Raw genomic sequence first — 19,806 nt, 5'->3', positions numbered from 1 at the left:
TCAATCACGGACTATTCTGCATCTATGAACAGGAACTGTGCATGTCAGGGAAAAAGCCAATCGGGCGGCCCGCAAATCAAGACGCCAGCACGGCATTGAAGGCTGTGGCTTTACGTCTGGTTCGGGAGTTGGGCTATGAGAAAGTTTCAGTTTCGGCAATCATTGAGCAGGCTGGCGTGGCGCGCCAAACGCTCTACAACCGCTGGAATACGAAGGCTGACCTTGTCCTCGAAGCCGTTTTTGAGCAGACCAACACCTATGCCGCCGAACCTTCTTGGGACGGGGCGGAGGATTGTCGGACCTTGCTCGAAGGTTTCCTGACTCGTATTTTCGAACACTTGCGCATCGACGGGGACACCCTCCGCGCGTTGATCGCGGCCTCTCAGCAGGATGCAAAGTTCCACAGGTCGTTTCATGCAAATTTCGTTCTGCCTCGGGAGCAGATGATCACCGCTTTGCTCCGCCGGGCACAGGATTGCGGAGAGCTTTCGCCGGGGCGGAACGTAGAAACAATGTCGACCCTGATACATGGTGCGTTCTGGTATCGACTGTTGAACCGCGGGGTGTTGGACGCTCAGCTTGCGAAGGAAATTGTGGCCGAAACCTTTGTCTGATTGTTCGATACTCCGCGTTTGGTCTGCAGGCCTGAGCCAAAGGGTCGCCGTGCCCGTCCAGTCCTTCGCGTTAACTATCTAAAGCAAAGCTCAGCTAAATTACGTCGGGCGCGTTAAGAGAGCCGCCGCGGCGATTGTTCCTTCCCAGACCAGGTTCAAGGCGGCGCTCAGAGATAGGTTTTCTTCATGCTCCCAAAGGAAGATTGCTCGGCCTATTGCGTCGGTTGTATGGCTCGCAAGTGCTGCGGCGGTCTGAGGGCACTCTACGCGGTGGCTCAGGCATTCGGTAAGTTCTCTGCGTTCCATAATGAGAAATCCTTGCAGAATGCCTCTCGCTTTTTCGTTTGAGCGCAGAACCGTTCCGATCATCTCGAGAATTGGTTCATCATTGGTCAGCGCTTCGATTTGTTTGTTCAGGAACAGTTTGAGATCGTCGGCGAGAGGTCCGGTTCCGTGGCGCAGCGCTTCTTTCGCTTCCTCTGTAAAAGCGGGCGGCGCCCCGACCGCAGCCGCTTCCTTATTGGTGTAGTAGTTAAAGAAAGTCCGCGTGCTGATGCCCGCAGCAGCGGCAATCCCTTCCGTCGTCACGTTGTCCAGCCCTTTTTCGACAGCCAGCTTTAACGTGGTCATCTGGATGTCTCGCGCCGTTTCCTGTCGTCTGCGCTCTCGTAACGAAACTGTCACCACTGAAATCCTTGCGTACTGTGCAACCTTTGCGTAAAAGGCATAAATTCTGCCGGATAGTCAAGGATCGAGTAGCACATGAAATTCAGAGTTTGGAAGATGTTTGGCGCAGCGATTGCTTTGGCGGGGGTTGCTTCAACGGTAAACGCGCAAGGCGAACCAACCGATGGCTTGCCCGATGCAGGAGCGCTTGAGGTCGGCGTGATCGAAATGCAGATGCAGGAAATCCCGCGTATTGTTACGACACCGGGGCGGGCTGTTGCTTTTCAAGATGTTGAGGTGCGTCCGCGCGTCGGCGGCGTGATCGAGGAAATCCTCTATACGCCGGGGCAGTTGCTTGAAGTTGGTGATCCGCTTTTCCGGGTCGACGATGCCTCTTATCTTGCTGCTGTCGCGACAGCACGCGCTAACTTGGCCACTGCCGAAGCCAATCTGCCGGTGATGCAGGCGGCCTATGACCGCGCCGAACAACTCTCCGGACGCGGCTACACCGAAGCTGAGGTCGAAGCCGCCCGAGCCAGTCTGGCCGAAGCAAAGGCCACGCTGGATGCAAACAAGGCGGCGGTGGCGTATGCCGACACTGAGCTGTCGTGGACAACGATGACCAGCCCGATTGCTGGACGTGCCGATGTATCAACTGTTTCCGTGGGAGATTTGGTCACGGCAGGCCAAACCGACGCCCTAACGAGCATCGTCACCTCCGATCCGATCTATGTGGATATGATGGAGGCAAGCGCGCGTATCCTGTCGGTGCGCAGCGCCATTGCCGAGGGTGATCTGCAACAGAACGACACCCTTGAGGCGAAACTGACGCTCGAGAACGGCGATATCTATCGCGGCACAGGGCAGTTGGTTACGCCCGGCAACAATGTGTCGACCTCCACCGGAACCGTGACCATCCGTTTTACCTTTGACAACCCGCACCACATCATCCTTCCCGGCATGTTTGTGCGTGGGGAAATCGTGCTTGGCACGATGCAAGCCTACCTTGTTCCGCAGCGCGCAGCCACGCGAGGCAACTCAGGCAAACTGACCGCCTATGTGATCGGTGAAGACGGCAAGGCAGAGCAGGTGGCGCTCGAAGATGACGGGACCTATCAGAACGCATGGATCGTGCGTGAGGGGTTAAACGATGGGGACCGGCTTGTCGTGGATGGTCTTTCAGCCATTCGCGCGGGGCAAGAGGTAAGCCCCGTTGCAGTGACGATCGACGAGGATGGCATCTCTCGTGATATCGCTGCCCCCGCGGCGGAGGAGTGATTAATGGCGCGTTTCTTCATCCACCGTCCCGTTTTTGCTTGGGTTCTGGCGATTGCCACCATGTTGCTGGGCGCTTTCAGTATGACGGGTCTGCCGATCTCGCAGTATCCTGACATCGCCCCCACCACCGTTCGAATTTCCGCCACCTATACCGGGGCATCGGCCGCGACGGTGGAGAATTCGGTCACCACTGTCATCGAAGACGGGCTGACGGGGTTGGACGGGCTTACCTATATGACCTCATCCTCCAGCGAAGGTGCGGCGAGTGTATCGCTGACCTTTGATGACAGTATTGATCCTGACATGGCGCAGGTGCAGGTCCAGAACAAACTGCAACTGGTGGAATCCCAACTGCCTGACGCCGTGACAAGCCGGGGTGTCTCGGTCACCCGCTCGACCAGCTCGATCCTGATGGTCGGAGCGCTGGTCAGTGAAGACGACGGCCATACCTCGCTTGAACTGGGCGACCTGCTGAGCAGCACGATTGAAGACGCCGTGCAACGCACGGCGGGGGTGGGGTCGATCAATGTTTTCGGCACTGAGTACGCAATGCGCATTTGGTTGAACCCCGAAAAGCTGTTTCAATATCAACTGACCTCCGCTGATGTGACCGCAGCCGTATCCGAGCAGAACACAAACGTGACGGTCGGCAGTCTGGGTGAACAGCCGGTGGTGAAAGGCCAACAATTCACGGTATCTCTTTCGGCGCAGTCTCAGCTTGGATCGGTTGAGGACTTTCGAAACATCTTGCTGAAGACCAATGCAGACGGGTCGGCTATTTACCTTGCCGATGTCGCCACGATTGAGCTCGCCGAAGAGGACTACGGAAGTGTGAGCCGCTTTAATGGCCATCCGGCGGCGGGCTTTGCTGTGAACCTTTCCACTGGCGCCAATGCGGTGGATACCGCCGAAGCGGTGCGGGAAGTGGTGGGCGATCTGTCATCTGCGTTGCCAGAGGGCGTAGTGGTCGAATATCCCTATGACACCTCGCCCTTCGTCGAGGAATCCATCGACCAAGTCTATGAGACGTTGATCGAGGCGATTGTCCTCGTCTTTCTTGTCATCTTCCTTTTCTTGCAAAGCTGGCGGGCGACGATCATCCCGACCATCGCCGTGCCGGTGGTGTTGTTGGGCACCTTTGGCGTGCTGTCTGCCTTCGGCATGTCAATCAACACCCTTTCCATGTTCGCACTGGTCTTGGCCATTGGTCTGTTGGTCGATGACGCGATCGTTGTGGTGGAAAACGTCGAACGGGTGATGGAAGAAGAAGGGCTGGACGCCGTTGCTGCGACGGAGAAGAGCATGGGAGAGATTTCCTCGGCGCTGATCGGCATCGTGATGGTGCTTTCTGCGGTCTTCCTGCCGATGGCCTTTATGGATGGGTCGACGGGGGTCATCTACAAACAGTTTTCGATCACCATTATTTCGGCGATGGTGTTGTCGCTTTTCGTCGCTTTGATCCTCACGCCTGCGATGTGTGCGCAGCTTCTCAAACCGAACCATGATAAGAAACCTCTGCTGCCGCTGCGCTGGTTCAATGGCGGCCTTGACCGTCTGACAGGTGGCTATGCTTCGCTTGTCGGGCGGTTGTCCATGCGGCCTTTCCGTATGGTTGTGGTCTTGGCCCTTGTCGGATTTGGCGCCTATTGGGTCTACGACCGTCTGCCGTCGTCGTTCCTGCCGACCGAAGATCAGGGCGTCCTTATGACTATGATCGAACTGCCTCAAGGATCAACGGTCCAGCAAACGGCCAATACGATTGAGCAGATCGAGCAGTATTTGATGACCGAAGAGACCGAGATGGTTGATGGCGTCTTTGCCAACGTCGGGTTCAGTTTTGGGGGTTCTGGTCAGAACTACGGGATGATGTTCATCAGGCTCAAGGACTACGAAGAGCGCCCCGGGCTTGATGCGGCTGATCTGATGATGCGGGCCAATGGCAGGTTCTTCCAATCTCGTCTGGGCAGCATCTTTGTGCTTCAACCGCCTGCCATTCCGGGGCTGGGAACGTCTTCGGGCTTTGCAATGTACCTCGTCGATCAGTCGGGCGCGGGTCAGGAAGCATTGAGTGATGCCGCAGATCAACTGGTCGCGGCAGGGCTTGCTGACGGTCGCGTGACCAACCTGCGCGGCAACGACGCGGCGACGGAGCCTTCATTGAAGCTGCGTATCGACCAGCAAAAGGCCGAGGCTCTGGGCGTGTCTTTGTCGAGCGTGAACACCATGCTGGCGACTGTGTTCTCTGGCACCTATGTCAACGACTTCCCTCTGGGCAACAACCTGCGTGAGGTCATTGTACAGGGCGGTGCAGACTGGCGCATGCAGCCTGATGACATCGACCATTGGTATGTGCGCAACGACAGTTCGGAAATGGTGCCACTGTCGGCCTTTGTCAGCCGCGAATGGGAAACCATCACGCCCAAGCTGTCGCGCTATGGCGGCACCCGCGCGTTGGAGCTTTCTGGCGAAGCGGCAACGGGGATCAGTTCGGGCGACGCGATGGAGGTGATGGAACAGCTTACCGCTGATCTCGACGGGTCCTACGCTTCGGCTTGGACAGGGCTCAGCTATCAAGAACGGTTGTCCGGCGATCAAGAAGCCATTCTCTATACGATTTCGGCGCTGGTCGTTTTCCTCTGTCTCGCCGCCCTCTACGAAAGCTGGGCCGTGCCCCTTGCGGTAATGCTTTCGGTGCCCGTGGGCATTCTGGGGGCGCTGGTGACAACGTGGTATTTCGGACAGTCGAACGACGTCTATTTCAAAGTGGGCTTGCTGACCACGATCGGCCTCGCGGCGCGAAATGCCATTCTGATCGTTGAATTCGCGGAATCCCTACGGGCGGAAGGCAAAGCATTGCTGGAAGCCACCGTCATGGCAGCGCGCCAGCGTCTGCGTCCCATCTTGATGACATCCCTTGCCTTTGGGTTCGGGATCATGCCGCTGGTATTGGCATCCGGGGCTGGGGCCAATGCGCAAAAATCCATCGGGACGGGGATGCTCGGCGGGATCATCTTTTCGGCGGTCATCGGGATCGTGATGGTGCCGGTCTTCTACGTCGCAGTTATCCGAACCACAGAAATTTTCCGTATGCGAGTGGAGAAAGCTCAGTGAAACCTTACTATCTCGTACTGGGTCTGCTCGTCGCGGGCTGTGCTGTCGGGACCGATTACCAGCGGCCCGAAGTGTCCATGGAAACCCGGTTTGTCGGTGGCAATGCTGAAGAAATTGGCGCGGTAGCCACCCAGCAGTGGTGGCTGAACTATAAAGACTCGATCCTTACGAGTTTCGTTGCACGGGGTCTTGCCCAGAACCTTGATGTGATCGCTGCGGGTGAGAGGATACGCCAAGCGCAGGCCGAGTTGCGTACAACCGGGGTCAATGCAGCGGCGGACGGATCGCTGACCGGTTCGGTGGCGGCATCCGGTGGCGATGGAATAAGCGGGACAACTACCGTCGAAAGCGGGTCTTTGGGCGCCTCATTTGTGATCGATCTGTTTGGCAGCATCCGGCGCGAGCGCGAGGCCGCTGTCGCCTCTCTCACTGCCGCCCGCGCCGAAGAGGAAACCGTTCGTCTTGCATGGCTGGCCGAACTGATCGCCGCCTATTCCGACGCGCGCTATTACCAAGAGGCGATGGCCTTGACACGCACCGCCATCGCCACGCGCGAAGAAACGGTGAGCATCACCCGAAGCCAGTTCAATGCGGGCGCGGCCACCGAATACGAAGTGGCCGAAGCGCGGGCCTTGCTGTCGACGGCGCGGGCCGATTTGCCGCAGTTCGCCGCCCTGTTTGACGCAAATGTCTACGCCATCGCGACTTTGCTGAACGAACCGGCGGGTCCGATCAAAGCGCAGATGCAAAAAGGCGCACCGCAACTTTCCAGCCCCGGGAATGCCCGCACCGGTGTACCTGCTGACCTGCTTCGCAATCGCCCCGATGTGCGCAGCGCCGAGGCCGATTTGGCCGCGGCCGTTGCCGAAGTGGGCGTTGCCGAAGCGGCGCTTTACCCGGCGTTGTCTCTGTCCGGAACGGTGGGCCGTACCGAGTCGGCTGATGCGTGGAGTTTCGGGCCTCAATTGTCCCTCCCTGTGTTCAATCAAGGCCTGCTGAAAGCCAGCCGCGACGCGCAACTCTCTGTCGCCCGACAGGCCGAAATCGCTTGGCGGGCCTCAATCAACGAGGCCGTCGAAGATGTTCAGGTCGCGCAGTCCAACCTGTCGCGGGCTCGGCAGAGAGCGCAGTTGCTGAGAACCGCTGCCAGTGATTACCGCCGTGCACTGACATTGGCACAGGAAAACTATCGCAACGGCGCCATCACGCTTTTGAACCTACTGGAGACCGATCGAAACACCAATGCCGCAAGGATCTCGGCGGCTTCGGCTACGAATGAAGCGGCGCAGGCTTGGGCTACACTAAAGATCGCGACCGGATCGGGGGCGGCAGTCACTGGTCAGCCGAACAACTGAGCATATCTTAACGCTGGTCGTGAAAGGCGAAAAACTTGAAACATACTGGAAAAATCGCGATGTTGATTGCAGTGGCGGGTTTAATCTGCGTCACACTGATCTTGTTCGGTGCGCGCTTGGGGCTTTGGCAGCCGATCGTAGGGTTCGGACTTTACCGAACCTACTTCAACGCAATCGGTGCGGGTATCTTCAGTGTGGGCCTTTTCGCTTTGGCCATTCACTTCGGCCGCGGTGAGAAGGGTTGGGCGGCGGTCGGCGGTGTGGTCGCGCTGCTCGGGCTGGTGTTTCTATTTCCCCTCATCTCAAGCACCGTGAACCCCCAACCGCGCGCCGCGCCAATTCACGACATCACAACCGATACGGCCAATCCTCCGGCCTTTGAAGTGCTGGATGAGACCCGCGCGGGCGCCCGCAATACGCTGGAATACGGTGGTGCGGAAGTGGCTGACCAACAAGCGACGGCTTATCCCGACATCGCGCCACTTCAGACACCACTGACCGCGAATGCTGCCTTTGAGCGGGCGCTGGAAGTGGCTGGTAAAATGGGGTGGGAAATCGTCGCGACCGCCCCGAGCCGCCATCGGTTCGAGGCCACCGCGCGCACCTCAGTATTCTATTTCGCCGATGACATTGTCGTTGCAGTTATCCCTGCCGAGGACGGTAGCCGCGTGGATATGCGCGGCGTCTCACGGGTGGGGGGCAGTGACCAAGGTGTCAACGCCGATCGAATACGTACTTTCCAACAACAGTTCCAAAAGGATTGAGCTGTGAGGTTTCCGAGCTCAAATTATGCCTTTGCCGTACTGATAATGGTGGACCAATGTCTCCCTATCTACGCCTAAGTGGAGGCACCAAACATCCATACTGCAGGGCATGTTGTCCATCTTGCCGATAACCTGAATAAAGAAGCCTCGCTGCGCTGGTGCAGAAGGACTAGAACTGTGCGATCAGCTTCACGCGCATTCGTGCAAACCGGAAGGGGATGACGTCTTGCTCACCTACGCAGTGAAAATGGCATGATTGCGTCAACGGCATATGAAGGTTTGTGCATGGCATATTAACGGAAGTTGGTCACGGGACACGAGCCAAATTGTAGTGCCGGCAGAACTCCATTGTTTATTTCGGCGTCAAAGTCCCGACCCCGCGCTTCCAGTAGGACGCGCTTAGCGTAGCGTTGCCAAAGAAATCGCACTCACTTAGCCTGCAAGATAGGTGCGGAACCAAGCTATCATGCGTGCCTCAGCGAGCTTGGCAGCGGCTTCATCGTAGCGCGGCGTCGTGTCATTATGGAAACCGTGGTTCACCTTAGGATAGATATGCGCTTCATATCGCTTGTCGTTTTCTTCCAGAGCCTTCTGGAAATCTGGCCACATAGCGTTGATGCGTTGGTCGAGTGCGGCAAGCTGGATCATCAGCGGTGCCTCGATCTGCGCGACCTGTGCAGCGTCAGGAGCCGCTCCGTAGAATGGGACACCCGCAGCCATCTCCGGATAGGCTACGGCCAGCTTGCTGACGACGCCCCCGCCGTAGCAGAAACCCGTTGCGCCGACCTTGCCGTTGGTGCCGTCCAGCGTCTGGAGATATTCGAACCCCGCAAAAAAATCGTTAAGCAAGGCTTCGCCGTCGAGGCTTCGTTGCATATCACGGCCCTCGTCGTCACTGCCAGGATAACCGCCTAAGGAAGATAGGCCGTCCGGGCCCATGGCAATGAAGCCCGCCTTAGCCAAGCGCCGGACTACATCGCGGATGTAGGGGTTGAGGCCGCGGTTCTCGTGGACCACCAGCACCGCCGCCGGCGGCTGATCGGGGTCGGCCTTTGCCGGACGGGCCAAATAGGCCGTGATATCTCCAGTGCCGTTCGGGCTTTGGTAGATAATGTCTTCACCTACAATATCGTCATCATCCTCTGCCACCTGCTGGGCCAGCGCGTAGTTGGGGGTAAGCGTATTGAGAACGGCGGCGGCAGTCAGCCCGCCCACAGCCCATTTTCCCGCACGATCGAGAAACTCGCGCTTCGAAATCTTGCCATGCGCGTAGTAATCATAAAGGTCAAGAAGCTCTTGATCGAAGTCGGCCGCGGTCAGGCGGCGCTGAGGGCTCTGGTCATCCATTTGCGAATCTCCCGCTGTTTCCGCTTATGATAGCATGGGCCCCCAGGATCGATGGTCACGATTTGCGACAGGGGCTGCCTGATGACGGCATTGGTGACGACAGTCGGCTGGAGAAAGCCATGCGCAGCCAGTAATTGCCACCGGTGAAAAAACCTGTCACTGATCTCGGCGTCGGTTTCCTTCGGGAATTGAAAGGGAATCCGTTCCGGTCACAGCCGGGAAACGGAACTGCCCCCGCAACTGTAGGCGGCGAGCGCCTCTCGATGTGCCACTGGGATTACCCCGGGAAGGCGAGAGGTGCCGTAACCCGCCAGTCAGGAGACCTGCCGACGGATATGAAACCACGACCGGACGGGGTGTACCGGGGCGGGAAACTCGACGTGGCCGCCTTGGCCATATTCCGTTTCGCGTCTTGCCCCTGACGGTCCTATCTGACGGGACGGATCGGATGAGACAGACCTTGATTGCAGCCACTTTGGTGGCCAGCGCCGCACTTCCCCTGCAAGCGCAGGGAACAAACTATCCCCTTAAACTTACGAATTGTGGTGTCGAAATATCCTTCGACGCCGCTCCGGACAGTGCCGTGACCATTGGCCAGTCTGCGACAGAGATCCTCTATTCTCTTGGCCTCGCGCCAAAGGTCGCGGGCACTTCGGTCTGGTTCAACCCGGTTCTGCCTAAATTCGCCGAAGTTAACGCGGAGATTGAGCGGCTGGCGGACAACGATCCCAGCTTTGAAAGCGTAGTTGCGAAAAAGCCCGGCCTGATCGCCGTGCAATACGAATGGCACGTCGGCGAAAGCGGGATCGTGGGGACGCGCGATATGTTCCACGACATCGGCATCCCCACCTACATCATGCCGGCCGATTGTGACACCAAGGACAATTCCACCGGCGGGGACGGCACGCGGACGGGCGCCTTCGAGACGGCGTCCGTCTACAAAGGCATCCGGGAGTTGTCAGAGATTTTTGACGTGCAGGACGCGGGCAAAACGCTGGTCGCAGAACTCGAGGCCGTCGAGGCCGAAGCGATCGCCCGGGCCGAAGGGGTCGATTTGCCGGACAACCTGTCGGCGGTGTTCTGGTTCTCCTCCGCCGATCTTGAGATCGACCCTTACGTGGCAGGGCGGCTCGGCGCGCCGGGCTACATGATGGACGCTCTCGGTATCGAAAACGTCATCGCCTCGGACGAGGAATGGCCGACAGTCGGCTGGGAAAGCATCGCCCGCGCTGATCCGGACGTCATCGTCATCGCCTATATGGATCGCCGCCGCTTTCCGGCCGATGATGTCGAGAAAAAGCTGGAGTTCCTACGCAACGATGCAGTCGCAAGCCAAATGACGGCTGTTCAAGAGGGGCGGATCGTGCAGATCGACGCCCATGCGATGAGCGCGACGATGCGCTCGATCTACGGGCTGGAGACGCTGTCCGAGGCGCTCTCGGAGATGTCGTTCGAATGACGATGGTGGCCGCGCAGCCACGGGTCGCGCCGCTGCGCGGCCTGTGGGGGGCGCCCCTGATCCTCGGTCTCACCATTCTCGCCGGGACCGCTATCGGCGAAACACGGCTGCCGTTCGTCACCGTCCTTCAAACGCTGGCGAACCACCTTTGGGGCGCGAGCTATCCCGTGGACGGGATCGAGGCGGGGATCATTTGGAGCTATCGCCTCCCTCGGGCCATCGTTGCCGCCTGTTGCGGTGCGGGGCTGGCGCTGACAGGTGTCGTGCTTCAGGCGCTCTTGCGCAATCCGCTGGCCGATCCCTACCTCATGGGTCTTTCGGCGGGAGCCTCGACCGGCGCGGTTCTGGTAACGGTTGCGGGCGTCGGCGGCGGCGTGATTTCCATGTCGTTCGGGGCACTGACCGGTGCGCTTCTCGCATTCGGCTGCGTCGTGGTCCTGGCCCATGCTGTGAGCGGAGGGGCGGGGGGCGGCCTTGCCACACAGGCTGCGGCCGCGATTATCCTTGCGGGCATTGCCGGATCGCAGATGTTCAACGCCCTGACGGCCTTCACCATTGCCCGCTCGGCCAATGCCGAGCAGGCGCGCGGCATCATGTTTTGGCTGATGGGCAACCTCTCGGGCATTCGATGGGAAGATGTTATGGCCTGTACGTTGGTCTCCCTTGCTGGGGTGGGCCTTTGCCTCTGGCACCGGCGCGGGCTTGATGCCTTCACCTTCGGGGCGGACGGCGCGGCGTCGCTCGGGATCAACGTACCAGCACTGCGCGGTAGCCTGATCACCGCGACCGCGATCATGGTCGGCGTTCTCGTCTCGAAGGTGGGGGCAATCGGCTTTGTCGGGCTGGTCGTTCCCCATGCTATGCGGTTTCTCGTAGGCACGCGCCACGACCGCTTAGTGCCCGCATCTGCCCTGGCCGGGGCAGTGTTCCTCGTCGCGGCCGATGTGATCAGCCGCGTTATAGTCCCGGGTCAGGTCCTCCCCATCGGAGTGGTGACTGCGCTCGTCGGCGCCCCGGCCTTTGCGCTGATCCTCGTTCGAGGTGCGCGGCGATGAGGATAGAGGTGCAGGCCCTGTCGGCGCGTGTGCATCGCACGCCGCTCCTTCAGGACATCACTCTCCGGATCGAACCTGGAGAGCTGTTCGGCCTGATCGGCCCCAACGGATCGGGCAAGTCGACGCTGATGCGCTGTCTGGCCGGGCTGCATCGGGCTTCCGTCGGGCGCGTCTTGGCTGAAGGTGCGGACCTTGTAAGGATTCCGGCTCGGACGCGCGCGCAACGCATCGCCTTCGTTGAGCAGCAAGCCGACACGACGGATCGCCTGACCGTCCTCGAAGCAGTTAAACTGGGGCGGACGCCCTACCTCTCGCCTCTGCGCGGGTGGCGCGGGGCCGACGATGCTGCGGTGTCGGACGCCCTTGGCGCGGTGGAGATGACCGCATTCGCCGATCGCCTCTGGCATACCCTCTCGGGCGGCGAACGGCAGCGCGTCCACATCGCCCGTGCGCTTGCGCAGACACCCGATCTCCTCCTGCTCGACGAGCCCACCAACCACCTCGACATCCGCCATCAGCTTTCGCTCATGGAGCTGGTCGGGAGCCTGCCGATAACCCGCGTCGTCGCGCTGCACGATCTGAATCAGGCCACGGCCTGCGACCGTATCGGGGTGCTCAGCGGTGGTCGCCTTTTCGCCACCGGCTCCCCGACCGAAGTTTTAAGCGAGCCGCTGCTTGCCGAAGTTTTCGGCGTGGCGGCCATGCGCCATTCGGCTCCGGACGGATCGCCACGCCTCCACTTTTCTCATGCTCTGTAAAGGATCACCCATGCGACTTCTGACCGCACTGATCATCTTTCCGCCGTCCATTGGATACGCCGAAACCCATGATGTGAAAATGCTCACGTGCGGAGACACCGGCGCGATGGTCTACGAGCCCGCCCATCTGCAGATCGCCCCCGGCGACACGGTCCGTTTCCAGCCAGCACAGCACGGCCACAACGCCGCGTCCATTTCCGAGATGTTGCCCGACGGTGCCGAACGCTTCATTGGGAAAATCGACGAAGAGGTCTCGGTCAGCTTCGGGATAGAGGGACGCTATGGCATCAAGTGCTCGCCGCATTACGCTATGGGGATGGTAATGATCGTCGATGTGGGAGAGGTTGATGACGCAGCGCCCCTGCCGTCTGCGTTGCCTACCCGTGCGCGAGCGCGGATGTCGGAGCTTCTTGGTCCATGACTGGCGAGTGACAGACAGAACTCGGCCCGCCGTTGATACATGAACTCCTGTGAACCGGGCCCACGTTCATGGCACGGCAAACGTTTGCTCCGTCCGGCACAGGCGACCGCAGCGAATGGCAGGAACGAACCCGTAATGACCGATGCTGCGCTATGCATGCCGCCACCGCACGCCGGAGGTTATGGCAGGGCCTGCGGCGGTCATCGACGGTGGATCGGTGGGCGGCGGGTTCGAAGCGTCCTATCGGCTGAATACATCTACCGACCCACTACCATCTACTTTGTTGCGATCCTCTCTGCGGTGTCCGTCTCCCTGTCGGGGTTGACGAGACATAGCTGGGAGACGCCTCGCCGGGCCGGGATGGTCTCCCGGCCCTGTATGTTCCGATGGTTGAGTCAGGCCGCTTCGGGAGCGCGTCGCCACCCCGGGAAGGGGTCGGGCAGATCTTCCCACTGGTGGGGTGCGAAGGTGCGTTCGTCGCCGACAAGGGCCGCATCGAGGGCTGCTGTGATTGCTGCCTTGTCCATGCCCGCGCCGATGAACACCAGTTCTTGCCGGCGATCACCGTAGGGTTCTTGCCAGTGTTGCGCGAGGTAGTCGCGCGCCTGCGGGTGATCGGGCCAGCGTTCGCGCGGCACCGTCGCCCACCAGTTGCCCATCGGCTTGATGCTGCTGAGCGCGCCGGCCAGCGAAAACTCCGCCAGCCAGTCCGGACGCGTCGCGATCCAGAAATGCCCCTTGGCACGGATCACGCCGGGCAGATCACCGCTGAGAACATCATGGACCTTCTGCGGGTGGAACGGCCGCCGAGCCCGGTAAACGAAGGACGACACGCCATACTCCTCGGTTTCCGGCACGTGATCGGCGAAGCCATAAAGCTCTTTGGCCCACATCGGGTGCAGATGCGCCTTGTCGAAGTCAAACAGCCCTGTACCCATGATGCGGTCGGCCGGAACCTTGCTTTGGTCGGTTTCGATAATCTGCGCATCGGGGTTCAGCGAAGCGATGATCTTACGCGCGGCATCGAGTTTTTCGGGCCCGGCATCGGACACCTTGTTGAGCACCACAACATCGGCAAATTCAATCTGGTCAACCAGCAAATCGACAAGGGTGCGGTCGTCCGCCTCGCCCAGGCTCTCGCCACGGTCACGAATGAAATCGTGGCTGGAATAATCGTTGAGCAGGTTTACCGTATCGACCACCGTCACCATCGTATCAAGCCGCGCGGCGTCAGACAGGCTTTCGCCGTTTTCGTCACGGAAATCGAAGGTCGCGGCCACCGGAAGCGGCTCTGAAACGCCGGTGCTTTCGATCAGCAGGTAGTCGAAGCGTCCCTCCTCGGCGAGGCGGCGCACTTCGACCAGCAGATCGTCGCGCAGCGTGCAGCATATGCAGCCGTTGGTCATCTCGACAAGCTTTTCCTCGGTCTGGCTCAGGTCGGCACCGCCGTCGCGCACGAGATCGGCGTCGATGTTGACCTCGGACATATCGTTGACGATCACCGCGACGCGGCGCCCTTCGCGGTTGTTTAGAACGTCATTGAGAAGCGTGGTCTTCCCGGCGCCGAGAAAGCCCGACAAGACGGTGACAGGCAGGCGGGTATTGCTGGGTGACATGGTGATCTCCTTGAGTGGAATGTTATAACATTACATTATTATGTTTGAGGGTGGCCCTGCAACCTGATTTACAGCCCGCGAGCGCCACGTAGGTCGCTTGCAATCAGAACGCCCCGAAATCGAAGACTAAGGGGCGTGCCTATCAGTGAAAATATCCGGCATCGTCTTCCTGCTCAGGATCGGCGATCGGGTCGAGCACCAGCAGCAGGCGTGTTTCTCCGGTCCCCGCGATCGGGGGCGAGCGATGCAGCAGACCCGCCGGTGGGCTTTCCGGCCAGCGCGTCCCGCGCAGAATGATTGGCGATCCAGTGGGGACTGTCAGAATCTCGACAGGGTCGTTGCCTGTTTCTGAGATGCCGCATTGCGTGCCGGTTCCGCGATAAGTGCACACCAGACGAGCGGTCACTGCGTCGATGTGGAACTTGCTGCAAGCATTGGTGTCGACGACGTCGAGGCGCAGCTGCACATGGTCGCAGCGCATCAGATCGCCGAAAATCAGTGCCAGTGCCGAGGCGTCTTCGATCAACATATTGCGCTCCGGGCAGTCCGGCATTTTGTGGAAATCCGTGATCTCGATCAGCGCGTTGCACACCGCCTCGGGCCGCAGGATGACGCGGGCGCGGGGCAGCTGGCTGGGGGGCAGGGCGTCGATCCAGTCTTGGAAACCGCGCAGCGGGGCGCGTTCCCAGACCGTCGCGGCGGTGCCGGGGGTATGAATGGCCGACATCCCAGAAGAATTGGTGCAGCGCTTCAACGGCGCGGTCGTGTCGAGGATCATGTTGCTGCCTTTGACGGCTGATAGGGCAAAGAGGAATGGTGCAAGACGATCCGCAGGGTGCCTGCCGCGTCCCTCTTGTAGCCGAAGCTCTTGTCGACCGTGGTGACGGTACCGTCCTTGTTGGTTAGGGTGATCCAGCCCATCCACATAGCGACATCGCCTTGGATGAAGCTGGCCGAGGTGATACTCTCGGAGGCGACCCAGCCCATGATCGCAAAGCCGTTGTCCAGCGGGTATTCCTCGGAATGGCCGCAGAAATAGGCGAGGGCCCCGGCCTTGGTCGGGCGGAAGGTCTTAGCGCCGCTGGCCATAGTGGGTTTGAACAGGACCGGACCGAGGTCGTAGCCATAGTAGCTATCGATATTGGCCGAGGCGACCTCGCGTGCGGCGTCGATCCCGCCCGCGTCAAATGCCTTGGAGATGGCGATTTTGCCATTGCCCCAGGTCTTTAGCGCTTGGTCGATGTCATCTTGGGTGATCTGCATGGGGTGTCCTTCTGTCCTGTCTGTCAATCTGCGGTGCTGGGGCGCTGGCTTTCAGCAACCAGCGCCAGTACGGCGTCGTCGAGCGTCATGGTCTCGGTTTTGTCGCTGCCGTGGCGACGCATGGTCACGCTGCGGGCCTCGGCCTCGCGCGCGCCAAGCGCGATCTGCAGGGGGATTTTCTGCAGCGCGTGCTCGCGGACCTTGTAACCGATCTTTTCGTTGCGCAGGTCGCTCTCTACCCGCAGGCCCGCGGCCTTGAGTGCCGCCGTGACCTCGCGCGCCCAGTCGTCGGCGGCCTCGGTAACCGTCGCCACGACTACCTGCACCGGTGCCAACCAAAGCGGCATATGGCCGGCGTGGTGTTCGATCAGGATGCCGGTGAAACGCTCTAATGAGCCAAAGAGTGCGCGGTGCAGCATGACTGGCGGCAAACGGTCGCCCGAGGCGGCCACATAGGTCGTGCCGAAGCGTTCCGGCAGGTTAAAGTCCACCTGCAGCGTGCCGCATTGCCAATCGCGCCCGATGGCGTCGCGCAGCACATACTCCAGCTTGGGCCCGTAAAAGGCGCCTTCGCCCTCGAAAATCGTGTAGGGATGCGCGGCCTTATCCAAGGCCTGCCGCAACGCCTCCTCGGAGCGGTCCCAGCTTTCGTCGCTGCCGATCCGGGCTTCGGGGCGGGTCGAGAGTTTGATGCGCACGTCCTCGAAGCCGAAATCGCGATAGATCGACAGGACCAGATCGTTGACCTTGAGGCACTCCTCGGTCAGTTGGTCCGGCGTGCAATAGATGTGTGCGTCGTCCTGCGTGAGGCTGCGCACGCGCAGCAACCCATGCAGCGCGCCCGATGGCTCGTAGCGATGCACTTTGCCGAACTCCGCGATCTTCAGCGGCAGGTCGCGGTAGCTCTTGGTGCCTTGGCCGTAGATCAACATGTGGCCGGGGCAGTTCATCGGTTTCAGCGCATAGTCGCGGTGGTCCTCAGTCTTGGCCAAGAACATATTCTGGCGGTAGTTCTGCCAGTGGCCCGAGGTCTCCCAAAGCGCGCGGTCCATGATGTCGGGGGAATTGACCTCGATATAGTCGGCCGCTTCCTGACGGTCGCGCATATAGCCGATTAGGGTCTGGAACAGGCGCCAGCCCTTGGCGTGCCAAAAGACCGAACCGGGGGCCACTTCCTCGAAATGAAACAGGTTCATCTCGCGCCCAAGGCGGCGGTGGTCGCGCTTTTCGGCCTCGGCCATCATCTGCATATGCGCGTCGAGCGCTGGCTGGTCAGCAAAGGCCACGCCATAGATGCGGCTGAGCATCTGGTTGTCGCTGTCGCCGCGCCAATAGGCGCCCGCCACGCGGGTCAGCTTGAAGGCGCTGCCGGCATCATGGGTGCTGCGCATATGCGGGCCGCGGCACAGGTCGAGCCAATCGCCCTGGCGATAAATCTTGACCGGCTCGCCCTCCGGGATCGCATCCAGCAGCGCCAGCTTATAGGTCTCGCCCGCGGCGGCAAAATGCTCTCGCGCCGCATCGCGGCTCCATTCTTCGTAGGTGAACGGGGTCTTGGCGGCGATGATCTCGCGCATTTTCTTTTCGATGACCGGCAGGTCTTCGGGGGTGAAGGGGGTGTCTCGCTCGAAGTCATAGTAGAACCCATGCTCGATGGCCGGACCGATGGCCGCCTTGGTGCCGGGCCAGAGCGTCTGCACTGCTTCGGCGAGTATATGGGCAAGGTCGTGGCGGATCAGTTCCAGAGTGCGCGGATCGTCGCGCGACATGAGCTCAACGTCGGCGCCATCGGGCAGGGGGGCCGAGAGATCGGCGACCGTGCCATCGACGACGGCAGCCACCGTACGTCTGGCAAGGCTGGGGCTGATGCTGGCGGCAAGATCGGCGGCGGTGCTTGTGGAGTCAAGCGCGCGGGTCGCACCGTCTGGCAAGCGGATATGGATCATGGAGGGTCTTTCTTTCGGATGGGCGCGGGGACGGTCTGCGCTGGCGTTGGTCTTGGGCCTTTGCGGCGCGGCCGATTAATCATGGAGCTCGGTGCTGTCGGCCATCATGCCACCCGGCGGAGTTTCACTCGGCGTCCAATTCTCGGGACGCATCAAAAGCGCCTCGAGACTTTCGGCCAGTTCCGCCTCATCGACATTGCGCGCGATGACCACGACCCGGCTAGTGGTGTCCTTACCGGACCAAGACTTCAGCGGTACAGGGGCGTCGAAGATGTGCTGCACGCCGTGGAACACAAAGGGATATTGCAGGCCCTCGACGTGCAGAATGCCCTTCATGCGCAGAATATCGGGGCCCCGGAGCATCATGAGCGTATCCAGCCATGTATCAAAGACTTCGGCGGGAATGGGGTGGGACACCTCGATCGAGGCCGAGCAGATCCCGTGGTCGTGCCCGCGGTGCTGCGTTGGGGGCGATGGATTGAAAGTCGCAGGCGCGTCAGGTTTGACAGCAATCCCCGAGAGGCCAGCCAACGGATCGGGCTTGGCCGCCCTCTCGGTTTGCGTCGCCGCCAGACCCAGCCAGTTGTCAACATCCGAAGAGGTCACATCCGCGCGCATCGCGGTCAGACCAAAGAGCGTGCCGACCGGCACCTTGCCGTGGTCGGCACGGACATAGCGCGCCGTGGTGTTGAGCTTGCTCAACCGCTTCTCGAACCGGGAAAGATCAAAGGGATCGACGAGATCGGTCTTTGACAGGATCAGCAGGTCGGCGATGGCCACCTGATGCACCGCCTCGAATTGCTGATCGAGCGTTTTCATCCCAGTCGCCGCATCCGCCAGCGTCACGACGCCATCGAGCCGGAAGGCCTCGGCAATGTTGTAGTCGGTCACCATGGTATGCACGATTGGCCCCGGATCGGCGATTCCGCTGGTTTCGATCACAACGCGGTCGAAGTCGATGAGCCCTTCTTCGCGCTTGTCCATTAGGCTGTCGAAGGTTTCGACCAAATCGCCCAGAACAGCGCAGCACAGACAGCCCGATTGCAGCAGAATGGTTTCCTCGGTCATCTCCTCGATCAGGTCGTGATCCAGACCGACATCGCCAAATTCGTTCATGATCACGGCGATCCGACCGGCCTCGGGATCGCGGATCAGGTGGTTCAGCAGCGTCGTCTTTCCCGAGCCCAGAAACCCCGTCAACAAGGTGACCGGAACGCGTGTATCCTCGACTGTCATGTGGTCCCCCTTCCGTGGAATATTTGCTTTTCGCCATGTTTGTTATGATATAACATAGCTTCACGCAAGGGACTCGAAAGGACCAAGATGCCGGCATTGAACTTTGAAGCCCGCCGCTCCGTGGAGCAGGTCGAGGAAAGCACTGATCTTGCGCCCAAGTTCGGCCCTGATGGCCTGATGCCCTGCGTCACCACTGATGCCGCTACGGGAGAGGTCTTGATGCTGGGCTGGATGAACGCCGAGGCTTTCCGCCTGACCATCCAGACCGGAGAGGCGCATTACTTTAGCCGGGCGCGGCAGGTCCTATGGCACAAGGGCGCGACCTCTGGACTGGTTCAGAAGCTGGTCGAAGCGCGGATCGACGACGATCAAGATGCGCTGTGGCTGCGCGTCGCCGTCAACGGCTCAGGCGCGTCTTGCCATGTAGGCTACCGCTCCTGCTTTTACCGGGCCGTCCCGCATGGGGCAGATGCCGGTGCGCCGCTGGCCTTTGTTGAGGATAATAAGACATTCGATCCCGTGGCCGTCTACGGTGACGTGCCGAACCCAACCCAACTCTGATCCGTTCTCGGACGGGGACGTCGAGGATGCGCGATTGAATGGGCGCAACCGAAAGGTTTGAAGGAGGGCGGCCCGATGCGCCGCAGGCGATAGGCTGAGAGGATTGTTTTGACAAACCCGAATGCAATGGAGACAGCAAAAGCCCTCTGGCATAGGCAGCGGATCAAGCGGCTGGTGCGGTCCCGACTTGGCCACGGGGTCGCCTGCCTTGTCTCTGTGCGCGAGACAATCTGCACGGACCCGGACTGTCCGGGTCCGGCAACTGAAGTTCGCGTGGTCAATGTCAGCATGCAGGAATTCAGGCTTACGATCCACAAGCCACTGGATGCTGTTGTAATTGCGGATATCTCGGGCGT

Annotated in this window: 17 protein-coding genes and 1 riboswitch; of the genes, 10 read left to right on the top strand and 7 right to left on the bottom strand. The window is 60.3% G+C overall.

The features are described from left to right. Positions 1-41: 41 nt before the first annotated feature. Positions 42-614, top strand: coding sequence for a TetR/AcrR family transcriptional regulator (locus DSM110093_RS12980; RefSeq protein ID WP_243265484.1), 573 nt, complete (start codon positions 42-44; stop codon positions 612-614). 99 nt (positions 615-713) lie between these two features. Here the strand turns inward: DSM110093_RS12980 and DSM110093_RS12975 are convergent, their stop codons facing one another. Continuing rightward, positions 714-1,244: a TetR/AcrR family transcriptional regulator gene (locus DSM110093_RS12975; RefSeq protein ID WP_243265483.1), complete on the bottom strand. Its 531-nt coding sequence runs from the start codon at positions 1,242-1,244 to the stop codon at positions 714-716. A 132-nt stretch (positions 1,245-1,376) separates the two neighbouring features. Between DSM110093_RS12975 and DSM110093_RS12970 the strand changes: the two genes are divergently transcribed. The 4 genes from DSM110093_RS12970 to DSM110093_RS12955 are packed head-to-tail and all read left to right on the top strand — an operon-like array spanning position 1,377 to position 7,788. Continuing rightward, entirely contained in the window at positions 1,377-2,558 is a 1,182-nt protein-coding gene (locus DSM110093_RS12970; protein ID WP_243265482.1) for an efflux RND transporter periplasmic adaptor subunit, read from the top strand. A 3-nt stretch (positions 2,559-2,561) separates the two neighbouring features. Continuing rightward, a complete protein-coding gene (locus tag DSM110093_RS12965) occupies positions 2,562-5,669 on the top strand; it encodes an efflux RND transporter permease subunit (RefSeq protein WP_243265481.1) in 3,108 nt (1,035 codons plus the stop codon). After that, positions 5,666-7,024 (top strand): efflux transporter outer membrane subunit, encoded by a 1,359-nt coding sequence (locus tag DSM110093_RS12960; protein ID WP_243265480.1) that lies wholly within the window; start codon positions 5,666-5,668, stop codon positions 7,022-7,024. The genes DSM110093_RS12965 and DSM110093_RS12960 overlap by 4 nt, the downstream gene beginning before the upstream one ends. Before the next feature lie 35 nt (positions 7,025-7,059). Further along, positions 7,060-7,788, top strand: a complete 729-nt coding sequence (locus DSM110093_RS12955) for a DUF1499 domain-containing protein (protein ID WP_243265479.1) — start codon at positions 7,060-7,062, stop codon at positions 7,786-7,788. Between the two features lie 432 nt (positions 7,789-8,220). On the opposite strand, the gene yghX is transcribed toward DSM110093_RS12955, so the two are convergent. Further along, positions 8,221-9,135 carry a YghX family hydrolase gene (yghX, locus tag DSM110093_RS12950; RefSeq protein WP_243265478.1) on the bottom strand — a complete coding sequence of 305 codons (915 nt, stop codon included), beginning with the start codon at positions 9,133-9,135 and terminating at the stop codon, positions 8,221-8,223. A 155-nt stretch (positions 9,136-9,290) separates the two neighbouring features. Then, positions 9,291-9,481, top strand: a riboswitch (cobalamin riboswitch). 102 nt (positions 9,482-9,583) lie between these two features. Between yghX and DSM110093_RS12945 the strand changes: the two genes are divergently transcribed. From DSM110093_RS12945 to DSM110093_RS12930, 4 genes are read left to right on the top strand one after another with little or no spacing between them, the layout of a single operon-like run. Then, a complete protein-coding gene (locus DSM110093_RS12945; protein WP_243265477.1) occupies positions 9,584-10,594 on the top strand; it encodes an ABC transporter substrate-binding protein in 1,011 nt (336 codons plus the stop codon). Next, positions 10,591-11,649, top strand: a complete 1,059-nt coding sequence (locus tag DSM110093_RS12940; protein ID WP_243265476.1) for an iron ABC transporter permease — start codon at positions 10,591-10,593, stop codon at positions 11,647-11,649. The genes DSM110093_RS12945 and DSM110093_RS12940 overlap by 4 nt, the downstream gene beginning before the upstream one ends. Then, positions 11,646-12,407 (top strand): ABC transporter ATP-binding protein, encoded by a 762-nt coding sequence (locus DSM110093_RS12935; protein ID WP_243265475.1) that lies wholly within the window; start codon positions 11,646-11,648, stop codon positions 12,405-12,407. The genes DSM110093_RS12940 and DSM110093_RS12935 overlap by 4 nt, the downstream gene beginning before the upstream one ends. Positions 12,408-12,417: 10 nt before the next feature. After that, a complete protein-coding gene (locus tag DSM110093_RS12930) occupies positions 12,418-12,828 on the top strand; it encodes a pseudoazurin (RefSeq protein WP_243265474.1) in 411 nt (136 codons plus the stop codon). Positions 12,829-13,223: 395 nt separating this feature from the next. Here the strand turns inward: DSM110093_RS12930 and zigA are convergent, their stop codons facing one another. The 5 genes from zigA to DSM110093_RS12905 form a co-directional block, all read right to left on the bottom strand. Then, positions 13,224-14,444: a zinc metallochaperone GTPase ZigA gene (gene zigA, locus DSM110093_RS12925; RefSeq protein ID WP_243265473.1), complete on the bottom strand. Its 1,221-nt coding sequence runs from the start codon at positions 14,442-14,444 to the stop codon at positions 13,224-13,226. 142 nt (positions 14,445-14,586) lie between these two features. After that, positions 14,587-15,222: a DUF1826 domain-containing protein gene (locus DSM110093_RS12920; protein ID WP_243265472.1), complete on the bottom strand. Its 636-nt coding sequence runs from the start codon at positions 15,220-15,222 to the stop codon at positions 14,587-14,589. Next, positions 15,219-15,707: a phosphoribosyl-AMP cyclohydrolase gene (locus DSM110093_RS12915; RefSeq protein ID WP_243265471.1), complete on the bottom strand. Its 489-nt coding sequence runs from the start codon at positions 15,705-15,707 to the stop codon at positions 15,219-15,221. Before DSM110093_RS12915 ends, DSM110093_RS12920 begins: the two co-directional genes overlap by 4 nt. 23 nt (positions 15,708-15,730) lie before the next feature. Continuing rightward, positions 15,731-17,653, bottom strand: coding sequence for a threonine--tRNA ligase (thrS, locus tag DSM110093_RS12910; RefSeq protein WP_243265470.1), 1,923 nt, complete (start codon positions 17,651-17,653; stop codon positions 15,731-15,733). Between the two features lie 75 nt (positions 17,654-17,728). Further along, the gene (locus DSM110093_RS12905) at positions 17,729-18,889 is read right to left on the bottom strand and encodes a GTP-binding protein (protein ID WP_243265469.1); all 1,161 of its coding nucleotides are present in this window, start codon (positions 18,887-18,889) and stop codon (positions 17,729-17,731) included. Positions 18,890-18,976: 87 nt separating this feature from the next. On the opposite strand from DSM110093_RS12905, the gene hisI reads away from it, so the two are divergent. After that, complete coding sequence (hisI, locus tag DSM110093_RS12900) at positions 18,977-19,450, top strand: phosphoribosyl-AMP cyclohydrolase (RefSeq protein WP_243265468.1); 474 nt, start codon at positions 18,977-18,979, stop codon at positions 19,448-19,450. Positions 19,451-19,806: the final 356 nt, after the last annotated feature.

Origin of the sequence: Sulfitobacter sp. DSM 110093 (assembly GCF_022788715.1) — a bacterium.
Classification (GTDB): Bacteria; Pseudomonadota; Alphaproteobacteria; order Rhodobacterales; family Rhodobacteraceae; genus Sulfitobacter.
The sequence above is the reverse complement of the archived record's forward strand: the minus strand, read 5'-3'. Positions and strand labels throughout refer to the sequence as shown.

Bases quoted from the DNA above. Each gene is read 5' to 3' on its own strand.
- DSM110093_RS12935 (WP_243265475.1), top strand. From the start codon at position 11,646: ATGAGGATAGAGGTGCAGGCCCTGTCGGCGCGTGTGCATCGCACGCCG.
- DSM110093_RS12980 (WP_243265484.1), top strand. From the start codon at position 42: ATGTCAGGGAAAAAGCCAATCGGGCGGCCCGCAAATCAAGACGCCAGC.
- thrS (WP_243265470.1), bottom strand. From the start codon at position 17,653: ATGATCCATATCCGCTTGCCAGACGGTGCGACCCGCGCGCTTGACTCC.
- DSM110093_RS12905 (WP_243265469.1), bottom strand. From the start codon at position 18,889: ATGACAGTCGAGGATACACGCGTTCCGGTCACCTTGTTGACGGGGTTT.
- DSM110093_RS12965 (WP_243265481.1), top strand. From the start codon at position 2,562: ATGGCGCGTTTCTTCATCCACCGTCCCGTTTTTGCTTGGGTTCTGGCG.
- DSM110093_RS12945 (WP_243265477.1), top strand. From the start codon at position 9,584: ATGAGACAGACCTTGATTGCAGCCACTTTGGTGGCCAGCGCCGCACTT.
- DSM110093_RS12975 (WP_243265483.1), bottom strand. From the start codon at position 1,244: ATGACCACGTTAAAGCTGGCTGTCGAAAAAGGGCTGGACAACGTGACG.
- DSM110093_RS12920 (WP_243265472.1), bottom strand. From the start codon at position 15,222: ATGATCCTCGACACGACCGCGCCGTTGAAGCGCTGCACCAATTCTTCT.
- DSM110093_RS12915 (WP_243265471.1), bottom strand. From the start codon at position 15,707: ATGCAGATCACCCAAGATGACATCGACCAAGCGCTAAAGACCTGGGGC.
- DSM110093_RS12930 (WP_243265474.1), top strand. From the start codon at position 12,418: ATGCGACTTCTGACCGCACTGATCATCTTTCCGCCGTCCATTGGATAC.
- yghX (WP_243265478.1), bottom strand. From the start codon at position 9,135: ATGGATGACCAGAGCCCTCAGCGCCGCCTGACCGCGGCCGACTTCGAT.
- hisI (WP_243265468.1), top strand. From the start codon at position 18,977: ATGCCGGCATTGAACTTTGAAGCCCGCCGCTCCGTGGAGCAGGTCGAG.
- DSM110093_RS12970 (WP_243265482.1), top strand. From the start codon at position 1,377: ATGAAATTCAGAGTTTGGAAGATGTTTGGCGCAGCGATTGCTTTGGCG.
- zigA (WP_243265473.1), bottom strand. From the start codon at position 14,444: ATGTCACCCAGCAATACCCGCCTGCCTGTCACCGTCTTGTCGGGCTTT.
- DSM110093_RS12940 (WP_243265476.1), top strand. From the start codon at position 10,591: ATGACGATGGTGGCCGCGCAGCCACGGGTCGCGCCGCTGCGCGGCCTG.